20 protein-coding genes are annotated in these 19,987 nt (G+C 38.4%); 5 read left to right on the forward strand and 15 right to left on the reverse strand.

What is annotated here, in order from left to right; all coding sequences use genetic code 11:
* Positions 1-109: 109 nt before the first annotated feature.
* Positions 110-3,319: a M4 family metallopeptidase gene (locus AC2S94_RS05185; RefSeq protein ID WP_484630448.1), complete on the forward strand. Its 3,210-nt coding sequence runs from the start codon at positions 110-112 to the stop codon at positions 3,317-3,319.
* Between the two features lie 54 nt (positions 3,320-3,373).
* On the opposite strand, the gene AC2S94_RS05190 is transcribed toward AC2S94_RS05185, so the two are convergent.
* The 15 genes from AC2S94_RS05190 to hemA all read right to left on the reverse strand — a co-directional run bounded on the left by AC2S94_RS05190 (position 3,374) and on the right by hemA (position 15,623).
* Positions 3,374-3,733: a DUF6616 family protein gene (locus AC2S94_RS05190; protein WP_484630449.1), complete on the reverse strand. Its 360-nt coding sequence runs from the start codon at positions 3,731-3,733 to the stop codon at positions 3,374-3,376.
* Between the two features lie 97 nt (positions 3,734-3,830).
* On the reverse strand, positions 3,831-4,544 hold the full coding sequence (locus tag AC2S94_RS05195; protein WP_484630450.1) for a 3'-5' exonuclease: 714 nt from the start codon (positions 4,542-4,544) through the stop codon (positions 3,831-3,833).
* Positions 4,534-5,682 carry a serine hydrolase domain-containing protein gene (locus tag AC2S94_RS05200; RefSeq protein WP_484630451.1) on the reverse strand — a complete coding sequence of 383 codons (1,149 nt, stop codon included), beginning with the start codon at positions 5,680-5,682 and terminating at the stop codon, positions 4,534-4,536. The genes AC2S94_RS05195 and AC2S94_RS05200 overlap by 11 nt, the downstream gene beginning before the upstream one ends.
* Positions 5,683-5,700: 18 nt before the next feature.
* Positions 5,701-6,171, reverse strand: a complete 471-nt coding sequence (locus AC2S94_RS05205) for a methylated-DNA--[protein]-cysteine S-methyltransferase (RefSeq protein ID WP_484630452.1) — start codon at positions 6,169-6,171, stop codon at positions 5,701-5,703.
* Entirely contained in the window at positions 6,152-7,276 is a 1,125-nt protein-coding gene (locus tag AC2S94_RS05210; protein ID WP_484630453.1) for a CNNM domain-containing protein, read from the reverse strand. Before AC2S94_RS05210 ends, AC2S94_RS05205 begins: the two co-directional genes overlap by 20 nt.
* A gap of 131 nt (positions 7,277-7,407) precedes the next feature.
* A complete protein-coding gene (locus tag AC2S94_RS05215; protein WP_484630454.1) occupies positions 7,408-7,884 on the reverse strand; it encodes a hypothetical protein in 477 nt (158 codons plus the stop codon).
* An 83-nt stretch (positions 7,885-7,967) separates the two neighbouring features.
* Complete coding sequence (locus AC2S94_RS05220) at positions 7,968-8,324, reverse strand: hypothetical protein (RefSeq protein WP_484630455.1); 357 nt, start codon at positions 8,322-8,324, stop codon at positions 7,968-7,970.
* Positions 8,325-8,383: 59 nt separating this feature from the next.
* Entirely contained in the window at positions 8,384-9,373 is a 990-nt protein-coding gene (hemB, locus tag AC2S94_RS05225; protein WP_484630456.1) for a porphobilinogen synthase, read from the reverse strand.
* 4 nt (positions 9,374-9,377) lie between these two features.
* Positions 9,378-10,373: a DUF4421 domain-containing protein gene (locus AC2S94_RS05230; protein ID WP_484630457.1), complete on the reverse strand. Its 996-nt coding sequence runs from the start codon at positions 10,371-10,373 to the stop codon at positions 9,378-9,380.
* On the reverse strand, positions 10,364-11,266 hold the full coding sequence (gene hemF / locus AC2S94_RS05235) for an oxygen-dependent coproporphyrinogen oxidase (RefSeq protein ID WP_484630458.1): 903 nt from the start codon (positions 11,264-11,266) through the stop codon (positions 10,364-10,366). The genes AC2S94_RS05230 and hemF overlap by 10 nt, the downstream gene beginning before the upstream one ends.
* Positions 11,267-11,277: 11 nt before the next feature.
* Positions 11,278-11,760, reverse strand: a complete 483-nt coding sequence (locus tag AC2S94_RS05240; protein WP_484630459.1) for a DUF6973 domain-containing protein — start codon at positions 11,758-11,760, stop codon at positions 11,278-11,280.
* Positions 11,761-12,786 (reverse strand): uroporphyrinogen decarboxylase, encoded by a 1,026-nt coding sequence (hemE, locus tag AC2S94_RS05245; RefSeq protein ID WP_484630460.1) that lies wholly within the window; start codon positions 12,784-12,786, stop codon positions 11,761-11,763.
* A 12-nt stretch (positions 12,787-12,798) separates the two neighbouring features.
* On the reverse strand, positions 12,799-13,449 hold the full coding sequence (locus AC2S94_RS05250; RefSeq protein WP_484630461.1) for a uroporphyrinogen-III synthase: 651 nt from the start codon (positions 13,447-13,449) through the stop codon (positions 12,799-12,801).
* A 3-nt stretch (positions 13,450-13,452) separates the two neighbouring features.
* Positions 13,453-14,370, reverse strand: a complete 918-nt coding sequence (gene hemC / locus AC2S94_RS05255; RefSeq protein WP_484630462.1) for a hydroxymethylbilane synthase — start codon at positions 14,368-14,370, stop codon at positions 13,453-13,455.
* Positions 14,367-15,623, reverse strand: coding sequence for a glutamyl-tRNA reductase (hemA, locus tag AC2S94_RS05260; protein ID WP_484630463.1), 1,257 nt, complete (start codon positions 15,621-15,623; stop codon positions 14,367-14,369). The genes hemC and hemA overlap by 4 nt, the downstream gene beginning before the upstream one ends.
* Positions 15,624-15,825: 202 nt before the next feature.
* On the opposite strand from hemA, the gene AC2S94_RS05265 reads away from it, so the two are divergent.
* From AC2S94_RS05265 to AC2S94_RS05280, 4 genes are all read left to right on the forward strand, one after another.
* Positions 15,826-16,716, forward strand: coding sequence for a helix-turn-helix domain-containing protein (locus tag AC2S94_RS05265; protein ID WP_484630464.1), 891 nt, complete (start codon positions 15,826-15,828; stop codon positions 16,714-16,716).
* Between the two features lie 3 nt (positions 16,717-16,719).
* Positions 16,720-17,433, forward strand: coding sequence for a ThuA domain-containing protein (locus AC2S94_RS05270; protein ID WP_484630465.1), 714 nt, complete (start codon positions 16,720-16,722; stop codon positions 17,431-17,433).
* An 86-nt stretch (positions 17,434-17,519) separates the two neighbouring features.
* Positions 17,520-18,554, forward strand: a complete 1,035-nt coding sequence (gene hemH / locus AC2S94_RS05275) for a ferrochelatase (RefSeq protein WP_484630466.1) — start codon at positions 17,520-17,522, stop codon at positions 18,552-18,554.
* Positions 18,554-19,894, forward strand: coding sequence for an MATE family efflux transporter (locus AC2S94_RS05280; RefSeq protein WP_484630467.1), 1,341 nt, complete (start codon positions 18,554-18,556; stop codon positions 19,892-19,894). Before hemH ends, AC2S94_RS05280 begins: the two co-directional genes overlap by 1 nt.
* Positions 19,895-19,987: the final 93 nt, after the last annotated feature.

Genomic DNA, 19,987 nt, shown 5'->3' on the forward strand with positions numbered 1-19,987 from the left:
CCTATAGACAAAAGACACAATTTAATCGTTAAAATACATAAATTAACTTTAATTTAGTAATAATTTCCTACTTTCGGGTTTATTAATAACCAAATAAAACCCTACCACATTGAGGAAAAAATTACTCTTTAATTCATTGTTGTTCGCAGGCCTTTCTTTAGGCGCCTTCCAGGCCCAGGCCCAGGATTCGGACAAGGATGTAAAACAAAAATTTAACGACGAAAAAGGGAAACCTACCCTTATCGTATTTAAAGAAAAGTCAAATTCTAAAGCCAGTGAGTACAAAAAACTCTTTAAAGAGCAACTTCAATTAAATGATCGTTCAAAATTTAGAAAGATCAAAACTGAAAGAGATAATCAGGGCTTTACCCATGACAAGTATCAATTATTCTATGACGGAATAAAGGTTGAATTTGCGACTTATACTATTCACTCGGAAGGCGGAGATCTCCAGTCTATGAGCGGTGAATATTATAAGATCGAGGATGTAGACATAAAATCTACTATTTCAGAGCGCGTTGCTTTTCAGAAAGCCGTAAAGCATATCGGAGCGAAATCTTATTTATGGCAGGATCCAGAAAGTGCTGCTAAAATAGGTTATGAAAAACCGCAAGGTGAGCTGGTATTGTTGCCAACCATGAAATTTGAAGCGGTAAATGAAAAGAGCTTTAAAGAAGAAGTTCGGCTGGCATACAAATTTGATATCTATGCAACAGATCCTGTAAGTAGAGGTAATCTGTACATAGATGCCAAGAATGGTCAGGCATTACTTTATGATGCAACCATTAAGCACATCGGTAAATTCAGTCATGCAAATAAAAAAGGATCTTCAGCATCTAAAAAATCTACATTTGAAAATACGATGTTTGCTACAGGAACTGCCGCCACAAGGTATAGTGGTTCTAAAAACATCCAGACCTCTTTAAGCGGTTCATCGTATATCTTAAATGATGTTACTCGAGGAAACGGTATCAGAACCTATGATATGAATACTGGTACCAATTATAGCAATGCTGTGAATTTTACTGATAATGATAATAACTGGACTGCCGCAGAATATGATAATGCTGCAAAAGATAATGGTGCGTTGGATGCTCATTGGGGTGCGGAAAAAACTTACGATTACTTCATGAACGCCCACAATCGAAATAGTTTTGACAACCAGGGAGCTGCGATTAGAAGTTATGTGCATTATGATAATGCTTACGATAATGCTTACTGGAATGGTAGCGTAATGACCTATGGTGACGGTAGCGGTACTTATTTTGATATTCTTACTTCTTTAGATGTCGCCGCTCACGAGATTGGTCACGCTGTTTGTACAAACACTGCAAATCTTGCCTACCAAAAGGAGTCTGGCGCGATGAACGAAGGATTTTCAGATATCTGGGGTGCCTGTGTGGAATATTTTGCTGCTCCTAACAAATCTACCTGGTTGATCGGGGAAGATATTGAAAGAAGATCTGGAAGCCAATCTTTACGTTCTATGAGTAATCCAAAAGCTGAAGGTCAGCCAGATACTTATGGTGGCACTTACTGGAAAAATCCAAACTGCACGCCAACAGATCAAAATGACTATTGTGGTGTTCATACCAACAGTGGTGTCTTAAACCATTGGTTCTATATTCTTTCAGTTGGAAAATCCGGAACTAATGATCTTGGTGATTCTTATGACGTAAATGGAATAAGTATTGAGAAAGCTGCGCAGATCGCTTACAGATTAGAAAGTGTATACCTTTCAGCAAATTCTACTTTTGCCAATGCCAGAACTTATAGTATCCAGGCAGCTACAGACCTTTATGGAGAGGGATCTCCTGAAGTAATCGCTACCACCAACGCTTTTTATGCGGTTGGAGTAGGTGCTCCTTACGGCGATATGAGTTACTGTTCTTCTAAAGGTAATAGCGTTGCTGATGAATATATCGGGAGAGTACAGTTAGAAGGTATTGATAATACTTCTTCAGGTTCCAACGGATATACAGATTTCACTTCTATTTCAACAGATCTTTCCAAAGGAAGTACCGCTACTATCACGGTAACACCAACCTGGACGGGAACGGTTTATAGCGAAGGTTATGCAGTTTGGATAGATTATAATCAGAATGGTGATTTTGGTGATGCAGGAGAATTGGTGTGGAGCAAAGCTGCTTCAAAAACCACTCCGGTTTCAGGTTCTTTCACTATTCCTACTTCAGCAGCTAGTGGCGCTACACGAATGAGGGTTTCCATGAAATACAATGGAATTCCAACTTCTTGTGAAGCATTCTCTTACGGAGAAACAGAGGATTATACGGTAAATATTGGAGACGGAGCTCCAGATACGGAAGCACCTTCTGCACCGGCAAATCTTTCAGCTAGCGGAACTACGCAAACCTCAACCTCTCTTTCATGGAATGCATCTTCAGATAACGTAGGAGTTGCCGCTTATGATATTTATAGAAATGGAAGTTATTATACTTCTACTAGTTCAACAAGCTATACCGTAAACGGACTTTCCGCAGCGACTTCTTATAGCTTCTATGTAGAAGCCAGAGATGATGCTGATAACGTTTCAGCCAAGTCCAATACTATTTCTGTGACAACGCAGAGTACTTCAGTTTCATATTGCAGTTCCAGAGGGAACAACTCAAATTATGAGTGGATAGACCTGGTACGTTTAAATGAACTGAATAATGTAACCGGAAACAACGGTGGTTATGCCGACTTTACTTCGTTGAGTGCAAGCCTGCCGTATGGATCAAATACGATCTATATCAGCACAGGTTTTGCAAGTTCTTCTTATACGGAATACTGGAAGATCTGGATAGATTATGATAAAGATGGAAATTTTGAAGCTTCAGAACTTGTGGTAAGCGGTTCATCTTCAAGCAGTGGTACATTATCTGCATCTTTCACTGTGCCAACAACTGCAAGTGCGGGACCAACCAGAATGAGAGTTTCCATGAAATATAATTCAGCACAAACAGCGTGTGAAGCGTTCTCTTATGGAGAAGTTGAGGATTATACTGTAAATATTGGGCAGTCTAGCGTGGCTATTGCTCAAACCTTCAAAACTGATGCTATACCGATGGGGAATGAGCCGAACATTTTCAATGCCAGCTTGTATCCAAACCCTGTGGTTAGTGGTAATCGTTTGAATGTAAATATTCCTGATGGAAGAAAGCTCGATTATAAGATTTTCAATTCAGTTGGTTATGAAGTAGCCAGCGGAAAACTTAATAATCAGGTGATCAATGTTGCTAAACTTACTAGTGGTACTTACATCGTAAGATTTAGTGATGGCCAGAAGGAATTCGTTAAGAAGTTTATCAAACTTTAAAGATGAATTGCCCCAAGAAAAAAGCCGGATCTCAGATCCGGCTTTTTTTATTTGTTATAACATCGAGGTTGATGTTTCTTCAATATTTACAAGAAAGTCTATTGCATCTGTTTGTGAAATCAGTTCTCCTCTTGAGTTAGCCTGAGAGAAATACTCGTACCAGCCAACCTTGTCCAGGTTACTTTCCAGTACTTTTACTTCTTCTACTGAAGGCATTTTCCAAACGGTCATGTACCTGTAATCACTTCTATAAGGTGTATGTTCATCATTTTTTGCCCAACCAAGGTTTTCTACTCCGCTTGCTTTCATGTTCTTGATGCGCGCATGCATGTCATCCATCAGTTTTCTACGTTCATCATGACCCAGTTTCATCCATTTAGTGGTAACGTTCCACATTTCAATATATAAATACATAAATAAAAATTTATTGGTTCTGTATTTATTAAAGTTACGGATTTAAGAAGTTAATCGATATTTCTTCACTTCTGAATAACAGTATTTTAAGAATACTTTATACTGAAACGATCTCAGATTCACCAAGAAGATTCTCCTGCCTCAGTTTCAAGATTACCTGAGCGATCGCTACCACATCTCTTTCGCAATACTCTACGATGCGGTCTAATTCTCCTTTTTCATAATAGACTTCCCGAACCATGGATCCATCAATATCTTCTTTAGGTGACGGAATTCCCAGCACGTGGGTAAGTAATTTCAGAGAAGTGTAGTGTTTGAAATCACCAAACTTCCATAACTCCAAGGTGTCCAGATGAGGTACTTCCCAGGGTTTTTTTCCGAATAGATTTAATTTTGAAGGTAATCTCATATTATGGATAAGCATTCTACGGGCGATATACGGAAAATCGAATTCCTTACCATTATGTGCGCAGAGAAGGTGATAAGGCTGAAAAAAATATTCTTCCAGCAAGGCAGTAAAGTCCCTAAGCAACTTTTCTTCCTCTCCCTTAAAACTGGTAAGCCTAAATTTTCTACTACCATTTCTAAAGCTGAAAAAACCTACGGAAATACAGATAATCTTTCCGAATTCACTCCAGATACCGGCCCTTTCATAAAATTCTTCTGCGGTATATTCTTCTTTTCTCTGGTATCTGGATTTTTCTTCCCAAAGGACCTTCTTTTCATCGTCTAATTCAGAATAATCTCTGAATTCCGGCACTGTTTCTATATCCAGGAAAAGAACGTTCTCCAGGTTGAGTTTATGAAGCATTTTCTAACATTTTATAAGTCTCATCAATATACATATAAAAGTCTTTGTAATGTTTGTCTCCGTCCTTACTTCTAATCAGTTTTCTGCCCAGTCTAACAATAACCAGGTTATCTTCAGGAATCATAATAACGTACTGGCCTAAAATACCGCGCATATAGAAAATATCTTTGTCCATGTAATCGCTCAACCAGAAACCATAACCATAATAAGGCGTTTTTTCGAATCTTGGTTTGGACGCTAGATCTATAAAAGCTGAATCCAATACTTGCTTACCGTTCCAGGAGCCGTAATTGATAAATAGTTTGCCCAGTTTACCAAAGTTTCGAGCATTACTGGAAATACAGCAATAAGCCTTTTCCATTCCAGATTCCCTGCTGTCTATTTGCCATAAAGCCTCATCATTCATCCCTAGAGGTTTCCAGAAACTTTCACTCAGATATTCACTAAGACTTTTTCCGGTAGCCTTTTCGATCACCATTCCCAGTAGTTGGGTATTCCCGCTTAGATATTTGAATTCCTGTCCGGGAGTTTCCACGACTTCAAGTTCCAAAACCTGTTCACGGATATTTTCATCAAAATAAGCTCGGGCAGTGGAGGCAAAAGGATTGTAATAATTTTCATCCCAATTGAGACCTGAAGCCATAGAAGATAGATCGCCAACAGTAAGCTCTTTATCAAATTGAGGATAAAAATCGGAAACCGGTTGCTCGGTATTTTCAAGAAAACCATCCTGAATTGCTTTGAACATTAAAGCAGTCACAATGCTTTTAGCCATGGAAAACGAATTCGTTTTGGATTTGCTCGAATATCCGTTGTAGTATTTCTCGAACCAGAGACTATCATTTTTTATGATCAGGAAAGCAGCGGTTTCTAGCTCCTCATTCAAACTATCTAATTTTGAAGTCGGTTCCATAGAATTAAAATCTTGCTTCAATGGCCAATTCTGTACTTCATCTGAATTTTGAATCACATGGTTTTCAAAATATGGATAGTCGTCTATAAATGCTGTTTTGTGTCCTGTGAGATAAGTCGTTTTAATGCCCTTGAAGATATACTTGTAGCCGGTGGCATACAAGATCAGACAAACAAGTAAAAGACAAGATATTATGAAGGCTATGATCTTGAATAACTTTTTCATAACAGGAATGTAAGATTTTTAAAATAGACTTTGCTGTTTTGGCGGATTCTCATGATCCAACAGCCACTTTTTACGGTATAAACCGCCGGCATATCCCGTAAGCGAACCATCACTTCCGATAACTCTGTGACACGGAATTATGATCCATAATGGGTTTTTTCCATTCGCGGCAGCGACCGCTCGTATCGCTTTTTCATCGCCTAATTCCTGGGATAATTGGAGATAAGAAGTAGTTTTTCCATAAGGAATTTCTACTAATTGCTTCCAGACTCTTTTCTGAAAATCCGTTCCCTGGGGATTCAAGTTTAGGTCAAAGGTCCTTAATTCACCTTTGAAATAAGATGCTAACTGTACACAGGCAGGTCCTAAAACTTGAGGTATATTTTTAGAAATTTCACCCTCATCAAAAACCTGAACCGAAAAAATTCCATTTTCATCACCGCTAATTTCAGCAATTCCAAGCGGAGTGTTAATCCTGGCTTTCTCCATTGGTTTTAGGTTCTCCCTCGACGGCGTTCTCAGTTTCCTGATCTTGTTTTCTCTGGATCAATCCAAGACGTTTAGCGCGCCTTTCCCAGTTTTTCCTGGCCAGCATCTGCATATCTTCCACGCTATCGCTCTCGTCCATTATTTCAAGCCCTAACAGGGTTTCAATAATATCTTCCATTGTAACAATTCCGGTTACATTACCATATTCGTCTACGATCATGGAAATATGCGCTCTTTTCTGAACAAAGATCTCAAAAAGCTCCGGGATAGGAGTATTATCCTTAGTCACCAGAATATCTCTTTTAATGCTGCTCAGCGGTTGCTTACCACGATCTTCGATCATTTCTTCAAGTACATCATCTTTCAGGATAAACCCTGAAACATTATTTGATTTATCCTTGAATACAGGAATTCTTGAAAATTTCAGGTTTTTATGGGTCTGGTGAAATTCTTCCAGGGTAATACTCTCGTCTTCGGTAATCGCAACTGAAAATGGTGTCATCACATCTTTTGCTTCCACAGATTTAAACACCAGTAAGTTTTTGATTACGGTGGTTTCGCTTTCTTCAAAAACTCCATCTTCTTCCGCAGCATCGGTAATGGCAGCAAATTCCTCCTTACTCATCGTACTTACGTGTGCAGATTTTCCAATCAATTTAGTGGTTAGCATCATTAGCCATAAAATACCGGTATATTTCAGAGGAAAGATCATGATTTTAAGAGCTTTCGCTGTGAAATTTCCTAAGGATTGCCAGTAAGTTGCTCCGATCGTTTTTGGGATGATCTCCGAAAGTACTAAAATGGCCAGTGTCATGATCGCAGAAACTATTCCCACTGCATTACCTCCATCTCCGAAGGTTTTTTCTGCCTGAACACCTACCAGAATTGCACCAACGGTGTGAGCAATGGTATTTATGGTAAGTATTGCAATCAGCGGCTTATCTATATCCTGCTTCAAATGAGCTAGGGTGGTAGCATAAGCTTTCCCTTCCTTCTTTTTGATCTTGATAAATGAAGGTGTGATACTAAGAAGCGCTGCTTCCAGTATTGAACACATGAAAGAGAAAAATATTGATAATACGGCAAAAGTGATAAGTAAACCCATACGCCTAAATGTCTATTAGACTGGCTAATTTATATATTCTGAAAGCATTTTTTTACAAAGAAATGATAAAAGGGAATAAAAAAGCCCTCCTTATTTCAGGAAGGCTGATAAGTATCAAGCAAAGACGGTACTTAGAAGGCAAGATTTTTTTGCAAAATCTCATCCCATTTTTGTGCTTCATGTAATCTTATTTCAGCATCTGTGCTTTCGTAGTCATCTTCATCATAGAAAACAATCTCCGTAAGTCTTGCAGAATCTCTTTCCAGAATTTCCAGTCCAAGATGAATAATATGCTCTTTCCTGTTTTGATCTTTTAATATTCGCTTCGAAATATTGATCTTATTGACTTTTTTCAAGTCTATTATTTCATGATCTATTTCGGTTTTAGGATCGATGACCACAAGCTTTTTATTGTTGCTGTCCAGACCAAGGCTTAGATGGCCGAAAGTTTCGAAACGGTCTATATTCAGTCCATGCTGAGAAGCCAGTTTGTTCAGTTCGTTTCTTAATTTCGATTCTCTTGATTTTTGTTTTATTAAAACATAGATTATTGGGAACATGAAAACTATAAGCAGCGCTGTTCCTATCATTATTGAAAATTTGTCCATTTTTATAAAAATTAAAGTAATTGCATACGATCCCGGAATCTTTTGATCGCGGGATACTTTTTAATCAATAAAACTCTAATTATTTACCAGAAGGAGTGAAAAGGATAGATCTGAGTCTTCAGAATATTTCGGAGATCTGTCTGAAAATCAGGATGTAAATCAGACTCAGAATAGAGACCGTGTGAAAAATTTTGTGCTTGATAGTCCGGGTAAAAAGGAAAAAAGTCATTTTCAAATTCTGATGAATTCTGAAAACTAATTTCAGAGATACTTTCCTCAATTAGAACCGCCTGCTTGTTAAAAGAGACCTGGAAAAATTCTCCTTTTCTCGAATCCAGATCCAGATACGGTTCAGAAAAAGCAAAAACATTTGTGGTTGAGGTAAGAATAAACACCTGCAACAACAAGATACCCAGAAAAGTATGTTTCTTATTTTTCACTATACAAAGCTACCGCTAAAAACGATTCGTAACTTTAAAATTTAGTTATTTTTTTGTGATTAGGAGATCAATTTCACGGCATCTTTTGCGAAATAGGAAGCGATCATATCTGCCCCGGCACGTTTGATGGCTGTTAACTGTTCTAATATTACTGCATCATGATCTAGCCAGCCTTTTTCTGAAGCAGCTTTGATCATGGCGTATTCCCCGCTTACCTGGTAAACAGAAACCGGAACATTTACTGTATTCTTTATATCTCTAACGATGTCTAAATAACATAATCCAGGTTTTACCATCACTATATCTGCACCTTCATCGATATCCATCAACGTTTCTCTAATGGCCTCATCACGGTTGGATGGATCCATTTGGTAGGTCTTTTTATCTTTCGGAATATTCTGAGCTTCCACAGGAGCTGAATCCAGGGCATCTCTAAATGGACCATAAAATGCAGAGGCATATTTCGCCGAATAGCTCATGATTCCCGTATCGTGAAAACCTTCATCTTCAAGTAAGCTTCTTATCTCGAAAATACGTCCATCCATCATATCGCTCGGTGCAACAAAATCGGCACCTGCTTTTGCATGAGAAAGCGACATTTCGGCCAGAACTGCTGAGGTGTCGTCATTTAAAACATTTCCGTCATCTATAATTCCGTCATGCCCATATTGTGAATATGGATCAAGAGCTACATCGGTCATAACGATCATATCAGGAACAGCATTTTTCACAGTTTTTACAGCTCGTTGCATAAGGCCTTCAGGATTGATGGCTTCCTTTCCTGCGTTGTCTTTAAGGTCTTCAGCAACCTTTACAAAAAGTAAAACAGATTTTAATCCAAGCTTCCAGAGTTCTTTTACTTCTTTTTCAATATTGTCAAGACTATACCTAAAATATCCGGGCATAGATCCTATCTCTTCTTTTACATTTTTCCCTTCAACTATAAATAGGGGAACGATAAAATCATTTGGCGAGATAATAGTTTCTCTAACCATAGATCTTATAGCTTCGTTAGTTCTTAATCTTCTATTTCTGCGTAATGGAAACATGTCTTTAATTTTTTATTGAATCTATCTTATCGTTGATATTATCTGAAAGTTCTTTCACCCTTTTCGGTGCATCAAACCTATAGCCGATAAAGGCCTGAAAATATGGAATATTATCTTCGGTATAGGTAGAACGATCTGAATTATGGTTTAAAATCAGGTAGCTATACTGCGCTCCGGCATAAAAGTCTGAAAAATCATATAAAAGCGCACCTCTAAAATTTAAATCGTATAGGAATGAAGTTAAACTTTCAGCATTGGAACCACTGGAAAAATTCGCGCCAATTCCCGCGGAAGCACCTGCAGATAGCAATAAATTTTCAGTAGGAACCCAGTTATAATAATAGCCGGGATTAATTGCCACATCTGTAGAATGGTATTTTTCGTCCACTCCCTGATCGCCTTCATTTTCAATGCGAATTTTGTAATTGGTATAATAATAAATTAATTGAGGAATAAAAGAACCGGCACTTTTTACCTGTTTTTCATCTTGATTTGTAATAGCTCTGAACGAAAAATTCTCGTTAAAAATATAACCTGTGGTACCACCAATTTTGAACGATTTTGTTTTTGGAAGGTAGACTTCATTAAAAGCATTTTTTACGTAAAAGCCTTTTTCGCTATAAACATCTATGGTTTGCATCCATTTTCCAAAATAGCTCCGCAAGTTGATATTGAATAAACGCGAACCTTCATTATCCTCATTTTCAGCCAGGAAATCTGGTGCGTAAGAGTAGGAAAGGCTCAATCCTCTATAGGATACTTTGGATCCTATTTTATCTTGTTTGTTAGGAATTAAAGAGATTGACTCCGCTGTATTTCTGTTGCTTAGTTCAAAGGAGTTAGAAGTATTTACATAGAAAAGCCTTGCCGTGAACTTATCGGGAAAACTCTGGATGTATTCGCCCTTAGATATAGAATCGGTTTGTGATTCAGAATTTTGAGCTCCCAGAGCTAAAAACGAAAAAAGAAGTAATACTGAAAAAAAAGATTTTAGACCCATGATCTTGGAGTTTTTAGAACCTCCAGGAGTTTAGCTTCAGGACTACCTTCTTGCGGGTGATGATCGTACACCCATTGTACATGTGGTGGCAAACTCATAAGAATACTTTCTATACGGCCATTTGTTTTAAGCCCGAATAAAGTTCCTTTATCGTGAACCAAATTAAATTCCACGTAGCGACCTCTTCTTATTTCCTGCCAGGTTCGGTTTTCTGAAGTATAAGATAGTGATTTCCTTCTTTCTACGATTGGTACATAGGCATCCAGAAAAGAATTTCCAATATCGGTAACAAAATTAAACCAGTCTTCAATTTTCATATGACTGTCACCTTTTAAATAATCAAAGAATAATCCACCAATTCCTCGTGCTTCATCACGATGTGCATTCCAGAAATATTCATCACATTTCTTCTTATATTCAGAATAAAGTGAAAAACCATGTGGTGTACAGGCAGTTTTAGATACCTGGTGGAAATGTCTTGCATCTTCCTCAAAGAGATAATATGGAGTAAGATCCTGTCCACCTCCAAACCATTGGTCTATTACCGTTCCATCCTTTTCATACATTTCAAAATATCTCCAGTTCGCATGAACTGTAGGGACCATCGGATTTTTAGGATGCAGCACTAAACTCAATCCACAAGCGAAAAAATCTACGTCGCCAACTTTAAAATACTTTTGCATAGCAGGGGCAAGCGCACCGTAAACAGCAGAAATGTTTACTCCGCCTTTTTCAAATACTGCGCCATTTTCAATAACTCTTGTTCTGCCGCCACCGCCTTCAGCGCGTTTCCAAATATCCTCCTGGAATTTTGCTTTTCCGTCTACTTCTTCAAGTTTAGAAGTAATTTTATCCTGTAAATCCTGAATATATTGGTAAAACTTCTCTTTCATCTTTTGAAATTTCAATCTTCTATATAGACCAACTCATTTTTTATTATCATCATATCTTCGATGGAAGATATTTTTAAAGCATTCTGACTCATTAGTCTGAATTCCTGAATATGATCATGATCGGTTTCGAATTTTGCTGCAAAGAATTCCCTGCCAATCCTATTGTTATGGAGATCCATGGCTCTGGCCAGTTCAGCATTTGGAGAGAGATCCTCGTGGAGGTCGGTTATCTTTTTGCTCCATTCAATAGCTTGCTCAACAGAACCTGTTCTACGGTAAGCTTGTTCACAAAGCATATAGTTCCATAACGCATGTCTGAACGCATTAGCCTTGTTGTCTCCATGATGTTTTTTTCCAAAACAATCATTACAGGCTAGAATCGTATTCCTGGTTCCTTGGTAGGTCGGAAGAATTAAAAAAGGCTTTGTTATAAAAACACCTCCTAAAATGAAGAAGCTTTTAAAAGATAAACTCCGAAGCCTTTTAACGATCATTTATCCCCTGTATTCTTTCACCGCATCTACAAAAGCCTTGGCATTGTCTACCGGAATATCCGGAAGAATTCCATGACCAAGATTAGCAATATATCTGTCTTTACCGAAAGCTTTGATCATATCGTTTACCATGTATTTGATCTCGATAGGCTTAGAATATAACCTCGCGGGATCAAAATTTCCCTGTAAAGTGATCTGGCCGCCACTTAAATATCTTGCATTTCTAGCTTCACACGTCCAGTCGACTCCTAATGCTGAAGCTCCGGACTGAGACATTTCTTTTAAAGCAAACCAGCATCCTTTTCCGTAAGCGATCACAGGTACCTCATCTTTAAGAGCATTGATGATCTGCTGCATGTACTGCCAGGAAAATTCCTGGTAATCCTTAGGTTCCAGAAGCCCGCCCCAGGAATCAAAAAGCTGTATTGCATCAACACCTGCTTTTACTTTTTCTTTTAGATAAGCGATCGTTGTATCGGTAATTTTCTGAAGTAAAGTATGTGCAGCTATCGGCTCCATGAAACAGAATCTTTTCGCCTTATCAAAGGTTTTCGAACCCTGTCCCTGTACACAATAACAAAGGATCGTCCAAGGTGAACCGGCAAAACCGATCAGCGGAACTTCATCATTTAATTCCTGTTTGGTAAGCTTTATGGCGTCAAATACATATTGTAATTCCTCATTTACATCAGGAACGATCACATTATCTACCTTCTTTGCAGTGTTTACAGGATTCGGTAACCATGGACCAACACCTGGTTTCATTTCTACATCGATGTTCATCGCTTGTGGCACTACCAGGATATCACTAAATAGAATAGCAGCATCAGGACCGATCTGTCTGATAGGCATAACAGTGATCTCGGTAGCTAATTCTGGAGTTCTGCAACGAGTGAAGAAATCATATTTTTCCTTTAGTTTCATGAAATCCGGTAAATATCTTCCTGCCTGTCTCATCATCCAAACTGGTGGACGCTCTACAGATTCTCCTTTTAATGCTTTTAATAACAGGTCGTTCTTAATCATTTCCTGATGTTTTTATTTGTCTTTAAGATTCGAGACAACTTTTACGATCACATTTTCTATAGCCGGATTAGAGCCTGTAATGACCGTTTCCGTATGTTTTCTGGCTTCTTCTGCAGTGGTTTCTCCAATACAAAAGGCAGTCGTTTTAAGCTCATTTTCCTGCGTAAAGCTCTGTACCGCACTGGGGCTGAAAAATAGAATTCCGTCGAATTCAGATTCAAATCTTTCAACGCTTAACCCGGTTTTATAAACTGTGGTCTCTTTAAAATTTATGTTATGTCTTATCAATATTTCAGGTAATTCATCTCTGCGCTTGTTACCGCTGAAAAACTGAAATTTTTTATCCTTGTATTTATCAATGATCTTATTGGCGAGATCTTTGGCGTTTGCTTCAACTTCTATTACCGAAATATCATTATTCCTGGCCAGCGCCGCAGTTTTTTCCCCTACGCAAAAGCAATTTTCAATTCTAACATCTTTTTTCTGAATAGCCTTTACAGCATTCTTGCTTGTGAAAATTGCATTGGGTATGATCTTCTCATTTATATTGAAATCTATGAATTCTATTAAAATAGCATCATATTCTACAAGGCCAATGCCTGCATTCAGCAATAATTCCTTTTGATTTACAGCAAGCTTTTTTGTAGAAAGCACCGTTGCCATAGATCAGTTGTTTAATACAGATTTGATGCTCGCCATTAATTCTTTTCCGCCATTATTCAGAATTTCAAGAGCGCATTCTTTTCCCATATTTTCAATTTCTTCATACGGAAGAGCTCTTTCTACCTCAATTTTCTTTTTTCCGTCAAGGCTGAAAAGCGCTCCGTGAAAATGAATATGACCATTTACCTTTTTTGCTAATGCTCCAATTGGTGCGGTACAACCGCCTTCCAGGACTTTCAAAAATTCTCGTTCTATATGTACACAAACCTGAGATTCTTCATGATTCAGCATCGCCAAAGCCTCACGGCAATAAGGATCATTTTCCATTGCTACAATAAGCATCGCTCCCTGGGCTGGTGCAGGAATCATCCAATTAAGGTCTATAAAGTTTTCAGGTTTAATCTCAATTCTTTCGAGGCCGGCAGCAGCGAAAATTGCACCATTCCAGTCGTTGTCTTCCAGCTTCTGCATGCGTGTATTAACATTTCCGCGAAGATCCACGACCTTATGTTCCGGGAATTTGTGCAACCATTGCGCTTTCCTTCTAAGACTACCGGTTGCGATCGTCCCGTTCTCATTTTCCAGAAATTCCACTCCTTTATGAACAAGAATGTCTTTATTGCTGGCTCTTTTCATTACGGCACCTTCCACAATGCCTTTTGGCAGCGCAGTAGGAACATCTTTCATGGAATGAACGGCAATATCAACATCCCCTTTGATCATTGCGACGTCAAGGGTTTTGGTAAAGATGCCGGTAATTCCCATTTCGTATAAGGGCTGATCAAGATTAAGATCCCCTGTGGATTTTACTGGAACAAGTTCAGTTTTATGACCTGTTTTTTCTAGAGCATTTTGAACGGTTTTCGCTTGCCATAGGGCCAGTTCGCTGTCTCGCGTACCAATTCTAATTACTTTGCTCATTTTCTAACTTCTTCAAGCTGAAAAACCTTTTGGATAAGTTCCAGGCTTTCATCGGTAGTTTCCGTATCTCCTTTTAGATGATTGGCGAAGTGCTTCATGATCTTTTGAATGATCCTGTTGCTCACGATTTCTGCCTGTTCATCATTAAAATCGGTTATTTTCTTTCTCTGAAAATCGAGTTCTGCATCTTTCATCATTTTCAGCTTTTTCTTTAAAGCTTTGATGGTTGGTGCAAATTTTCTCGTTTCCAGCCACTGGTTAAAATCTTCTTCCACTTCAGCGATGATCTCCTGTGCCTGTGGAATGAATTGCTTCCTTCTTTCCAATGTCTCATCTGTCATTTGGGAAAGATGGTCAAGATGAATTAGTTTCACATTTTCCAGTTCATCTACATCGTCTGAAACATTTTTCGGGATAGAAAGATCCAGAACCAGTAATTCTTTTTTAGGATAAATAAGCTCTTTTGAAATAGTTGGATTTTGAGCACCTGTAGCGACAATCAAAATATCCGAATTTCTAATTTCTGCCTGTAGATCGGCGTAATCCTTGACGATCAGGTTGAACTTTCCAGCGATCTTTTCCGCTTTATCCTTTGTCCGGTTAATAAGAGTAATATGATTGTTCCTGGTATGTTTTACCAGGTTTTCACAAGTATTTCGTCCTATTTTCCCGGTTCCGAAAAGCAAAATGTTCTTTTCTGAAACATCTTCTATATGCTTCAATATATATTGTACCGAAGCGAAAGAAACAGAAGTTGCCCCGCTAGAGATCTCTGTCTCGTTCTTTATTCTTTTACTGGCCTGGATCACCGCATTCACCAAACGCTCCAGAAATGCATTCACCAGACCTAATTTCTTAGATCTTACGAAAGCTATTTTTAACTGACTGATGATTTCAAAATCTCCAAGGATCTGGCTGTCCAGTCCTGTACCGACTCTAAAAATATGAGAGATCGCCTGCTTGTTTTTATATACGTAAGCTACTTTTTCAAACTCCTCAACGGTTCCGTGAGTATGTTCACAAAGTAATTTTATCAATTGAAAGGGATGTTGCGCAAAACCGTAGATCTCGGTTCTATTGCAGGTTGAGGTGACCAGAATACCATCAATACCTTCGTCTCTAGCCTGTTCCAGAAGCTTTTGCTTTGATTCTTCAGTAAGACTGAAATGTCCTCTGATCTCGGCATCAGCTTTCTTGTAGCTTAAACCAATAGTATAAAAGTGCTTTCCTCTAGAAATATGATAATCTTCCATGTATCTGTTTAGGATGATACGCGTGCAAAAATAAGACAAGGCTAAATCAAAAAGTAACGCTGGAAGCACTAAATGTGTCGATAGATGATAAATATCGTTAATTTAAGACCGAAAACTTCAAAATGCCATACTTTTGTAGTAATGATAGCCTGTTTCAGGTAATTTGTTTAGACTGATTCTAAATAGATAAAAATTGAATAATATGGAAGATCATTTAAAAAATAACGCTGTAAGTATCTCTGAGGAGATAAAGATAGAAGATGGTTTTTTTATTCTGAAATTTCAGAACGATACCAGAGGTAGTAAACTTATGTCCAGAGATATAGACAATAGTTTTATTCAGTTTCATTTCAATGTAAAGGGTAACAGCAGGTTTCTTTTTAATAACGGGAATTATGAGTTGCCGCTACAGGAAGAGAATTCTTTGCTTCTCTATAATCCACAGAGGGATCTGCCTTTAAATGTTTCTATGGAACCGGAATCCTGGCTTATTTCACTGGTTATTTCTATAAAAAAGTTTCACGCATTATTTTCTCAAGAAGCCGATTACATCACTTTTCTCAGCGCCGACAACAAGGATAAGAAATATTATAAGGACGCGGCAATTTCACCTTCCATGGCGGTGGTGCTGAATCAATTGATGAATTTTAATCTTACGCCAAGTATTAAAAACCTATATTTCAAGGCTAAGGCATTTGAACTGCTAAGCCTCTATTTCAATAAAGCTGAAAATCCAGACCTGGAACAATGTCCGTTTCTAAGCGACGAAGAGAATATTAAAAAGATTAGAAGAGCCAAAGATATTGTGATCTCAAGAATGGCCGAACCACCAAGTCTTCAGGAATTATCTGATGAAATTGGTCTGAGCTTGAAAAAATTAAAAGAGGGGTTCAAACAGATCTATGGCGATTCGGTTTATAGTTTTCTATTCGACTATAAAATGGAATATGCCCGTAAATTATTGGAAACCGGCGAATACAATGTAAATGAAGTAGGCTTAAAAGTGGGTTATAGCACAGCGAGCCATTTTATAGCAGGATTTAAAAAGAAATTTGGAACGACTCCGAAGAAATATACACTTTCAGTAAATTAAGCCATGCGTTACTACTTACTCATTTTCTTACTTTTTTCCGGCTTTTATTTAAAAGCGCAGGACAAACAGGTTTTGATATTTTCAAAAACAGAAGGTTTTAGACATTCTTCTATCGAAACCGGAATTCAGGCTATTCAACAACTAGCTAATGAAAACGGATTTAAAACCATAGCCAGCCAGGATAGCAGATTTTTTACGGAGAATGACCTGAATGACTTAGATCTGGTCATATTTCTAAATACAACTGGCGATATTCTTAACCTGGACGAGCAGAATGCTTTTCAGGCCTATATGGACAATGGCGGTAATTTTTTCGGAATACATGCCGCTGCAGATACCGAATATGGCTGGCCCTGGTATACAGATCTTGTAGGAGCAAAGTTTAAAAGTCACCCAAAAATTCAGGAAGCAAAAATTCTTATTGAAAACAGAAATCATGTTACACTGAAAGATTTTCAGGAGGAAACCTGGATTAGAACAGATGAATGGTATAATTATGAAGATATTTCTAAAGGCCTGAATATTTTGATGAGCCTGGATGAAACATCTTATGAGGGTGGAGAAAATGGGAAATTTCATCCAATAGCCTGGTATCAAAATTATCGCGGCGGAGGCATTTCAATTTACACCGGTGGAGGTCATACTTCTGATTCTTATACGGAACCGGAATTTCTTGATCATTTGGAAAGGTGCATCAAATTTGCCATGTCCAACTGATCATTATCTGATCATAGAAAAGTCCGATGAAAATTCTATGAAAAGAACCCTATAGAATATTATTTTTGAGCTGAAAAAGAAAAATTATGAGTAAAGGTGTACTGCTGGTTAACCTGGGGTCTCCCGAAAGTACCGACCCAAAAGATGTAAAAAAATACCTTGGCGAATTCCTGATGGATGAGCGGGTTATTGATGTTCCTTTGTGGGCTAGAACGCTCCTGGTAAAAGGAATTGTTCTTAACACGAGACCAAAAAAATCTGCTGAAGCTTATCAGAAAATATGGTGGGAAGAGGGATCTCCGTTGATTGTTCTTTCAGAAAGACTTCAATCCAAGGTCGATGAGCAAACTTCTGTACCTATCGCTTTGGCTATGCGTTATGGTACACCAAGCATAATGCAGGGATTGCAGGAATTACATGATAAAGGAGTAAACGAAGTCTTGCTATTTCCATTATATCCGCAATTCGCGATGGCAACTACAGAAACTATCTTGGTGCTTGCCGAAGAACTCAGAAAGGAACATTTTCCTGAAATGAGGTTCACTACAGTCCCACCGTTTTACAATCACGCAGATTACATCAGGACTCTGGGAAACAGTATCGCTGAAACTCTGAAAGATAAAGAGTACGAACATATTTTATTTTCTTATCACGGAGTTCCTGAGAGACATATCAGGAAAAGTGATGTCACAAATTCGCACTGTAAGATCGATGGCTCATGTTGCCAGACGGCATCAACAGCCCATCAATTTTGCTATCGTCATCAATGTTTTGAAACTACAAGGCTTGTTGCCGAATACCTCGAGCTGAAACCAAATACTTTTAGCGTCTCCTTTCAATCAAGGCTTGGATTTGATCCATGGCTAAAACCTTATACAGACAGAACGATTGAAAGATTCGGAAAACAGGGAATGAAAAAACTGGCCATTGTTACTCCGGCATTTGTTTCAGATTGTTTAGAAACGCTGGAAGAAATCGCTATGGAAGGGGAAGAGATTTTCCATGAAGTTGGTGGAGAAAAATTCACCGTGGTACCTTGCCTTAATGACCGTGAAGATTGGGTTAAAGTTTTATCACGTTGGATAGACGAATGGGCTCACCAAAAGCCTGTTGAAGCCTGATGGCAGTCAAGAATTCTAAAGAACTGGGCGAAAAGCCTATTGGAAAGCTTCTTATTCAACAGGCGCTTCCTGCTTCCGTTGGAATTCTTGTAATGTCCTTAAACATACTTGTCGATACCATTTTTGTTGGAAACTGGATTGGTCCTATCGCTATTGCAGCCATCAACGTTGTGCTACCGGTATCTTTCTTTATCGCCGCTTTAGGTATGGCGATTGGTATTGGAGGTTCTTCTATAATTTCCAGGGCACTGGGAGCCGATGAACACGGGAAAGCCTTGAAAACTTTTGGAAACCAGATCACGCTTACAATTTTATTAGCAATAGGGCTGGTAATTCCCGGACTTATTTTCGTAGATGATCTTATACCGGCTTTTGGTGGAAAAGGCGAAATATTTGATCCTGCAAAGATCTATTATATCATCGTTCTATGCGGAGTTCCTCTCCTGGCGCTGGCCATGATGGGTAATAATGTGATTAGGGCAGAAGGTAAACCTAGATTCGCCATGACGGCGATGATTATTCCTTCAGTTGGAAACTTAATACTCGACTATATTCTAATTAACAGGCTGGATATGGGAATGGAAGGTGCGGCACTTGCAACCACTGCTTCATATCTGTTTTGTCTGGGTTATATTGTCTGGTTTTTCCTTTCTAAAAATTCGGAATTGAGATTAAGCTTTTCTCACTTCCGCCTTGATTTTCCAATTTTAAAAGAGATTTCTTCTTTAGGTGTGGTGACACTTGCACGGCAGGCTGTGGTAAGTGTGACCTATTTATTGATGAATAATATTCTCTTTGACCTAGGTGGTGAAGATTCGGTTACTGTTTATGCAATTATCGCCAGAATGCTCATGTTCGCATTATTCCCCGTGCTCGGAGTTACTCAAGGATTTCTTCCCATCGCAGGCTTTAATTACGGCGCTGAAAAATTTTCGAGGGTAAGAAAGAGTATCAATACGGCCATATTATATTCCTGTTTAATGGGTTTATTGATCTTTTTGGGAATTATGTTTTTCGCCCCGGCGCTCGTAAAAATCTTTACTCAGGAACCATCAATAATAGAGCAAACTCCATCTGCCATGCGTTGGGTTTTTGCTGCAATACCAATCGTAGCTATTCAGTTAATTGGTGCGGCCTATTTCCAGGCGATAGGTAAGGCGGTTCCCGCATTTCTGCTAACGCTTTCCAGGCAGGGATTTATATTCATTCCTTTAATTTTAATACTTCCGAATTACTTTGATGAAATTGGTGTCTGGATCTCTTTTCCTATAGCTGATGTCCTGAGTACGATAGTGACAGCTTATTATTTGAACAAAGAAATAGTAAATACCCTGAAATAATCGATGAACTTCAGGATTTCTTTAATTCCTTATCTTTAAAACTGCGCTAACCATATTTTTATGAAGAGAAATCTCTTAGAGTCTTTTATTGGA

Source organism: Christiangramia pacifica (assembly GCF_057221535.1).

Bases quoted from the DNA above. Each gene is read 5' to 3' on its own strand.
- AC2S94_RS05190 (WP_484630449.1), bottom strand. From the start codon at position 3,733: ATGTATTTATATATTGAAATGTGGAACGTTACCACTAAATGGATGAAA.
- AC2S94_RS05240 (WP_484630459.1), bottom strand. From the start codon at position 11,760: ATGATCGTTAAAAGGCTTCGGAGTTTATCTTTTAAAAGCTTCTTCATT.
- AC2S94_RS05195 (WP_484630450.1), bottom strand. From the start codon at position 4,544: ATGCTTCATAAACTCAACCTGGAGAACGTTCTTTTCCTGGATATAGAA.
- AC2S94_RS05250 (WP_484630461.1), bottom strand. From the start codon at position 13,449: ATGGCAACGGTGCTTTCTACAAAAAAGCTTGCTGTAAATCAAAAGGAA.
- hemH (WP_484630466.1), top strand. From the start codon at position 17,520: ATGAGTAAAGGTGTACTGCTGGTTAACCTGGGGTCTCCCGAAAGTACC.
- AC2S94_RS05200 (WP_484630451.1), bottom strand. From the start codon at position 5,682: ATGAAAAAGTTATTCAAGATCATAGCCTTCATAATATCTTGTCTTTTA.
- AC2S94_RS05205 (WP_484630452.1), bottom strand. From the start codon at position 6,171: ATGGAGAAAGCCAGGATTAACACTCCGCTTGGAATTGCTGAAATTAGC.
- hemB (WP_484630456.1), bottom strand. From the start codon at position 9,373: ATGTTTCCATTACGCAGAAATAGAAGATTAAGAACTAACGAAGCTATA.
- AC2S94_RS05280 (WP_484630467.1), top strand. From the start codon at position 18,554: ATGGCAGTCAAGAATTCTAAAGAACTGGGCGAAAAGCCTATTGGAAAG.
- AC2S94_RS05270 (WP_484630465.1), top strand. From the start codon at position 16,720: ATGCGTTACTACTTACTCATTTTCTTACTTTTTTCCGGCTTTTATTTA.
- AC2S94_RS05215 (WP_484630454.1), bottom strand. From the start codon at position 7,884: ATGGACAAATTTTCAATAATGATAGGAACAGCGCTGCTTATAGTTTTC.
- hemE (WP_484630460.1), bottom strand. From the start codon at position 12,786: ATGATTAAGAACGACCTGTTATTAAAAGCATTAAAAGGAGAATCTGTA.
- hemC (WP_484630462.1), bottom strand. From the start codon at position 14,370: ATGAGCAAAGTAATTAGAATTGGTACGCGAGACAGCGAACTGGCCCTA.
- AC2S94_RS05230 (WP_484630457.1), bottom strand. From the start codon at position 10,373: ATGGGTCTAAAATCTTTTTTTTCAGTATTACTTCTTTTTTCGTTTTTA.
- hemF (WP_484630458.1), bottom strand. From the start codon at position 11,266: ATGAAAGAGAAGTTTTACCAATATATTCAGGATTTACAGGATAAAATT.
- AC2S94_RS05210 (WP_484630453.1), bottom strand. From the start codon at position 7,276: ATGGGTTTACTTATCACTTTTGCCGTATTATCAATATTTTTCTCTTTC.
- hemA (WP_484630463.1), bottom strand. From the start codon at position 15,623: ATGGAAGATTATCATATTTCTAGAGGAAAGCACTTTTATACTATTGGT.
- AC2S94_RS05265 (WP_484630464.1), top strand. From the start codon at position 15,826: ATGGAAGATCATTTAAAAAATAACGCTGTAAGTATCTCTGAGGAGATA.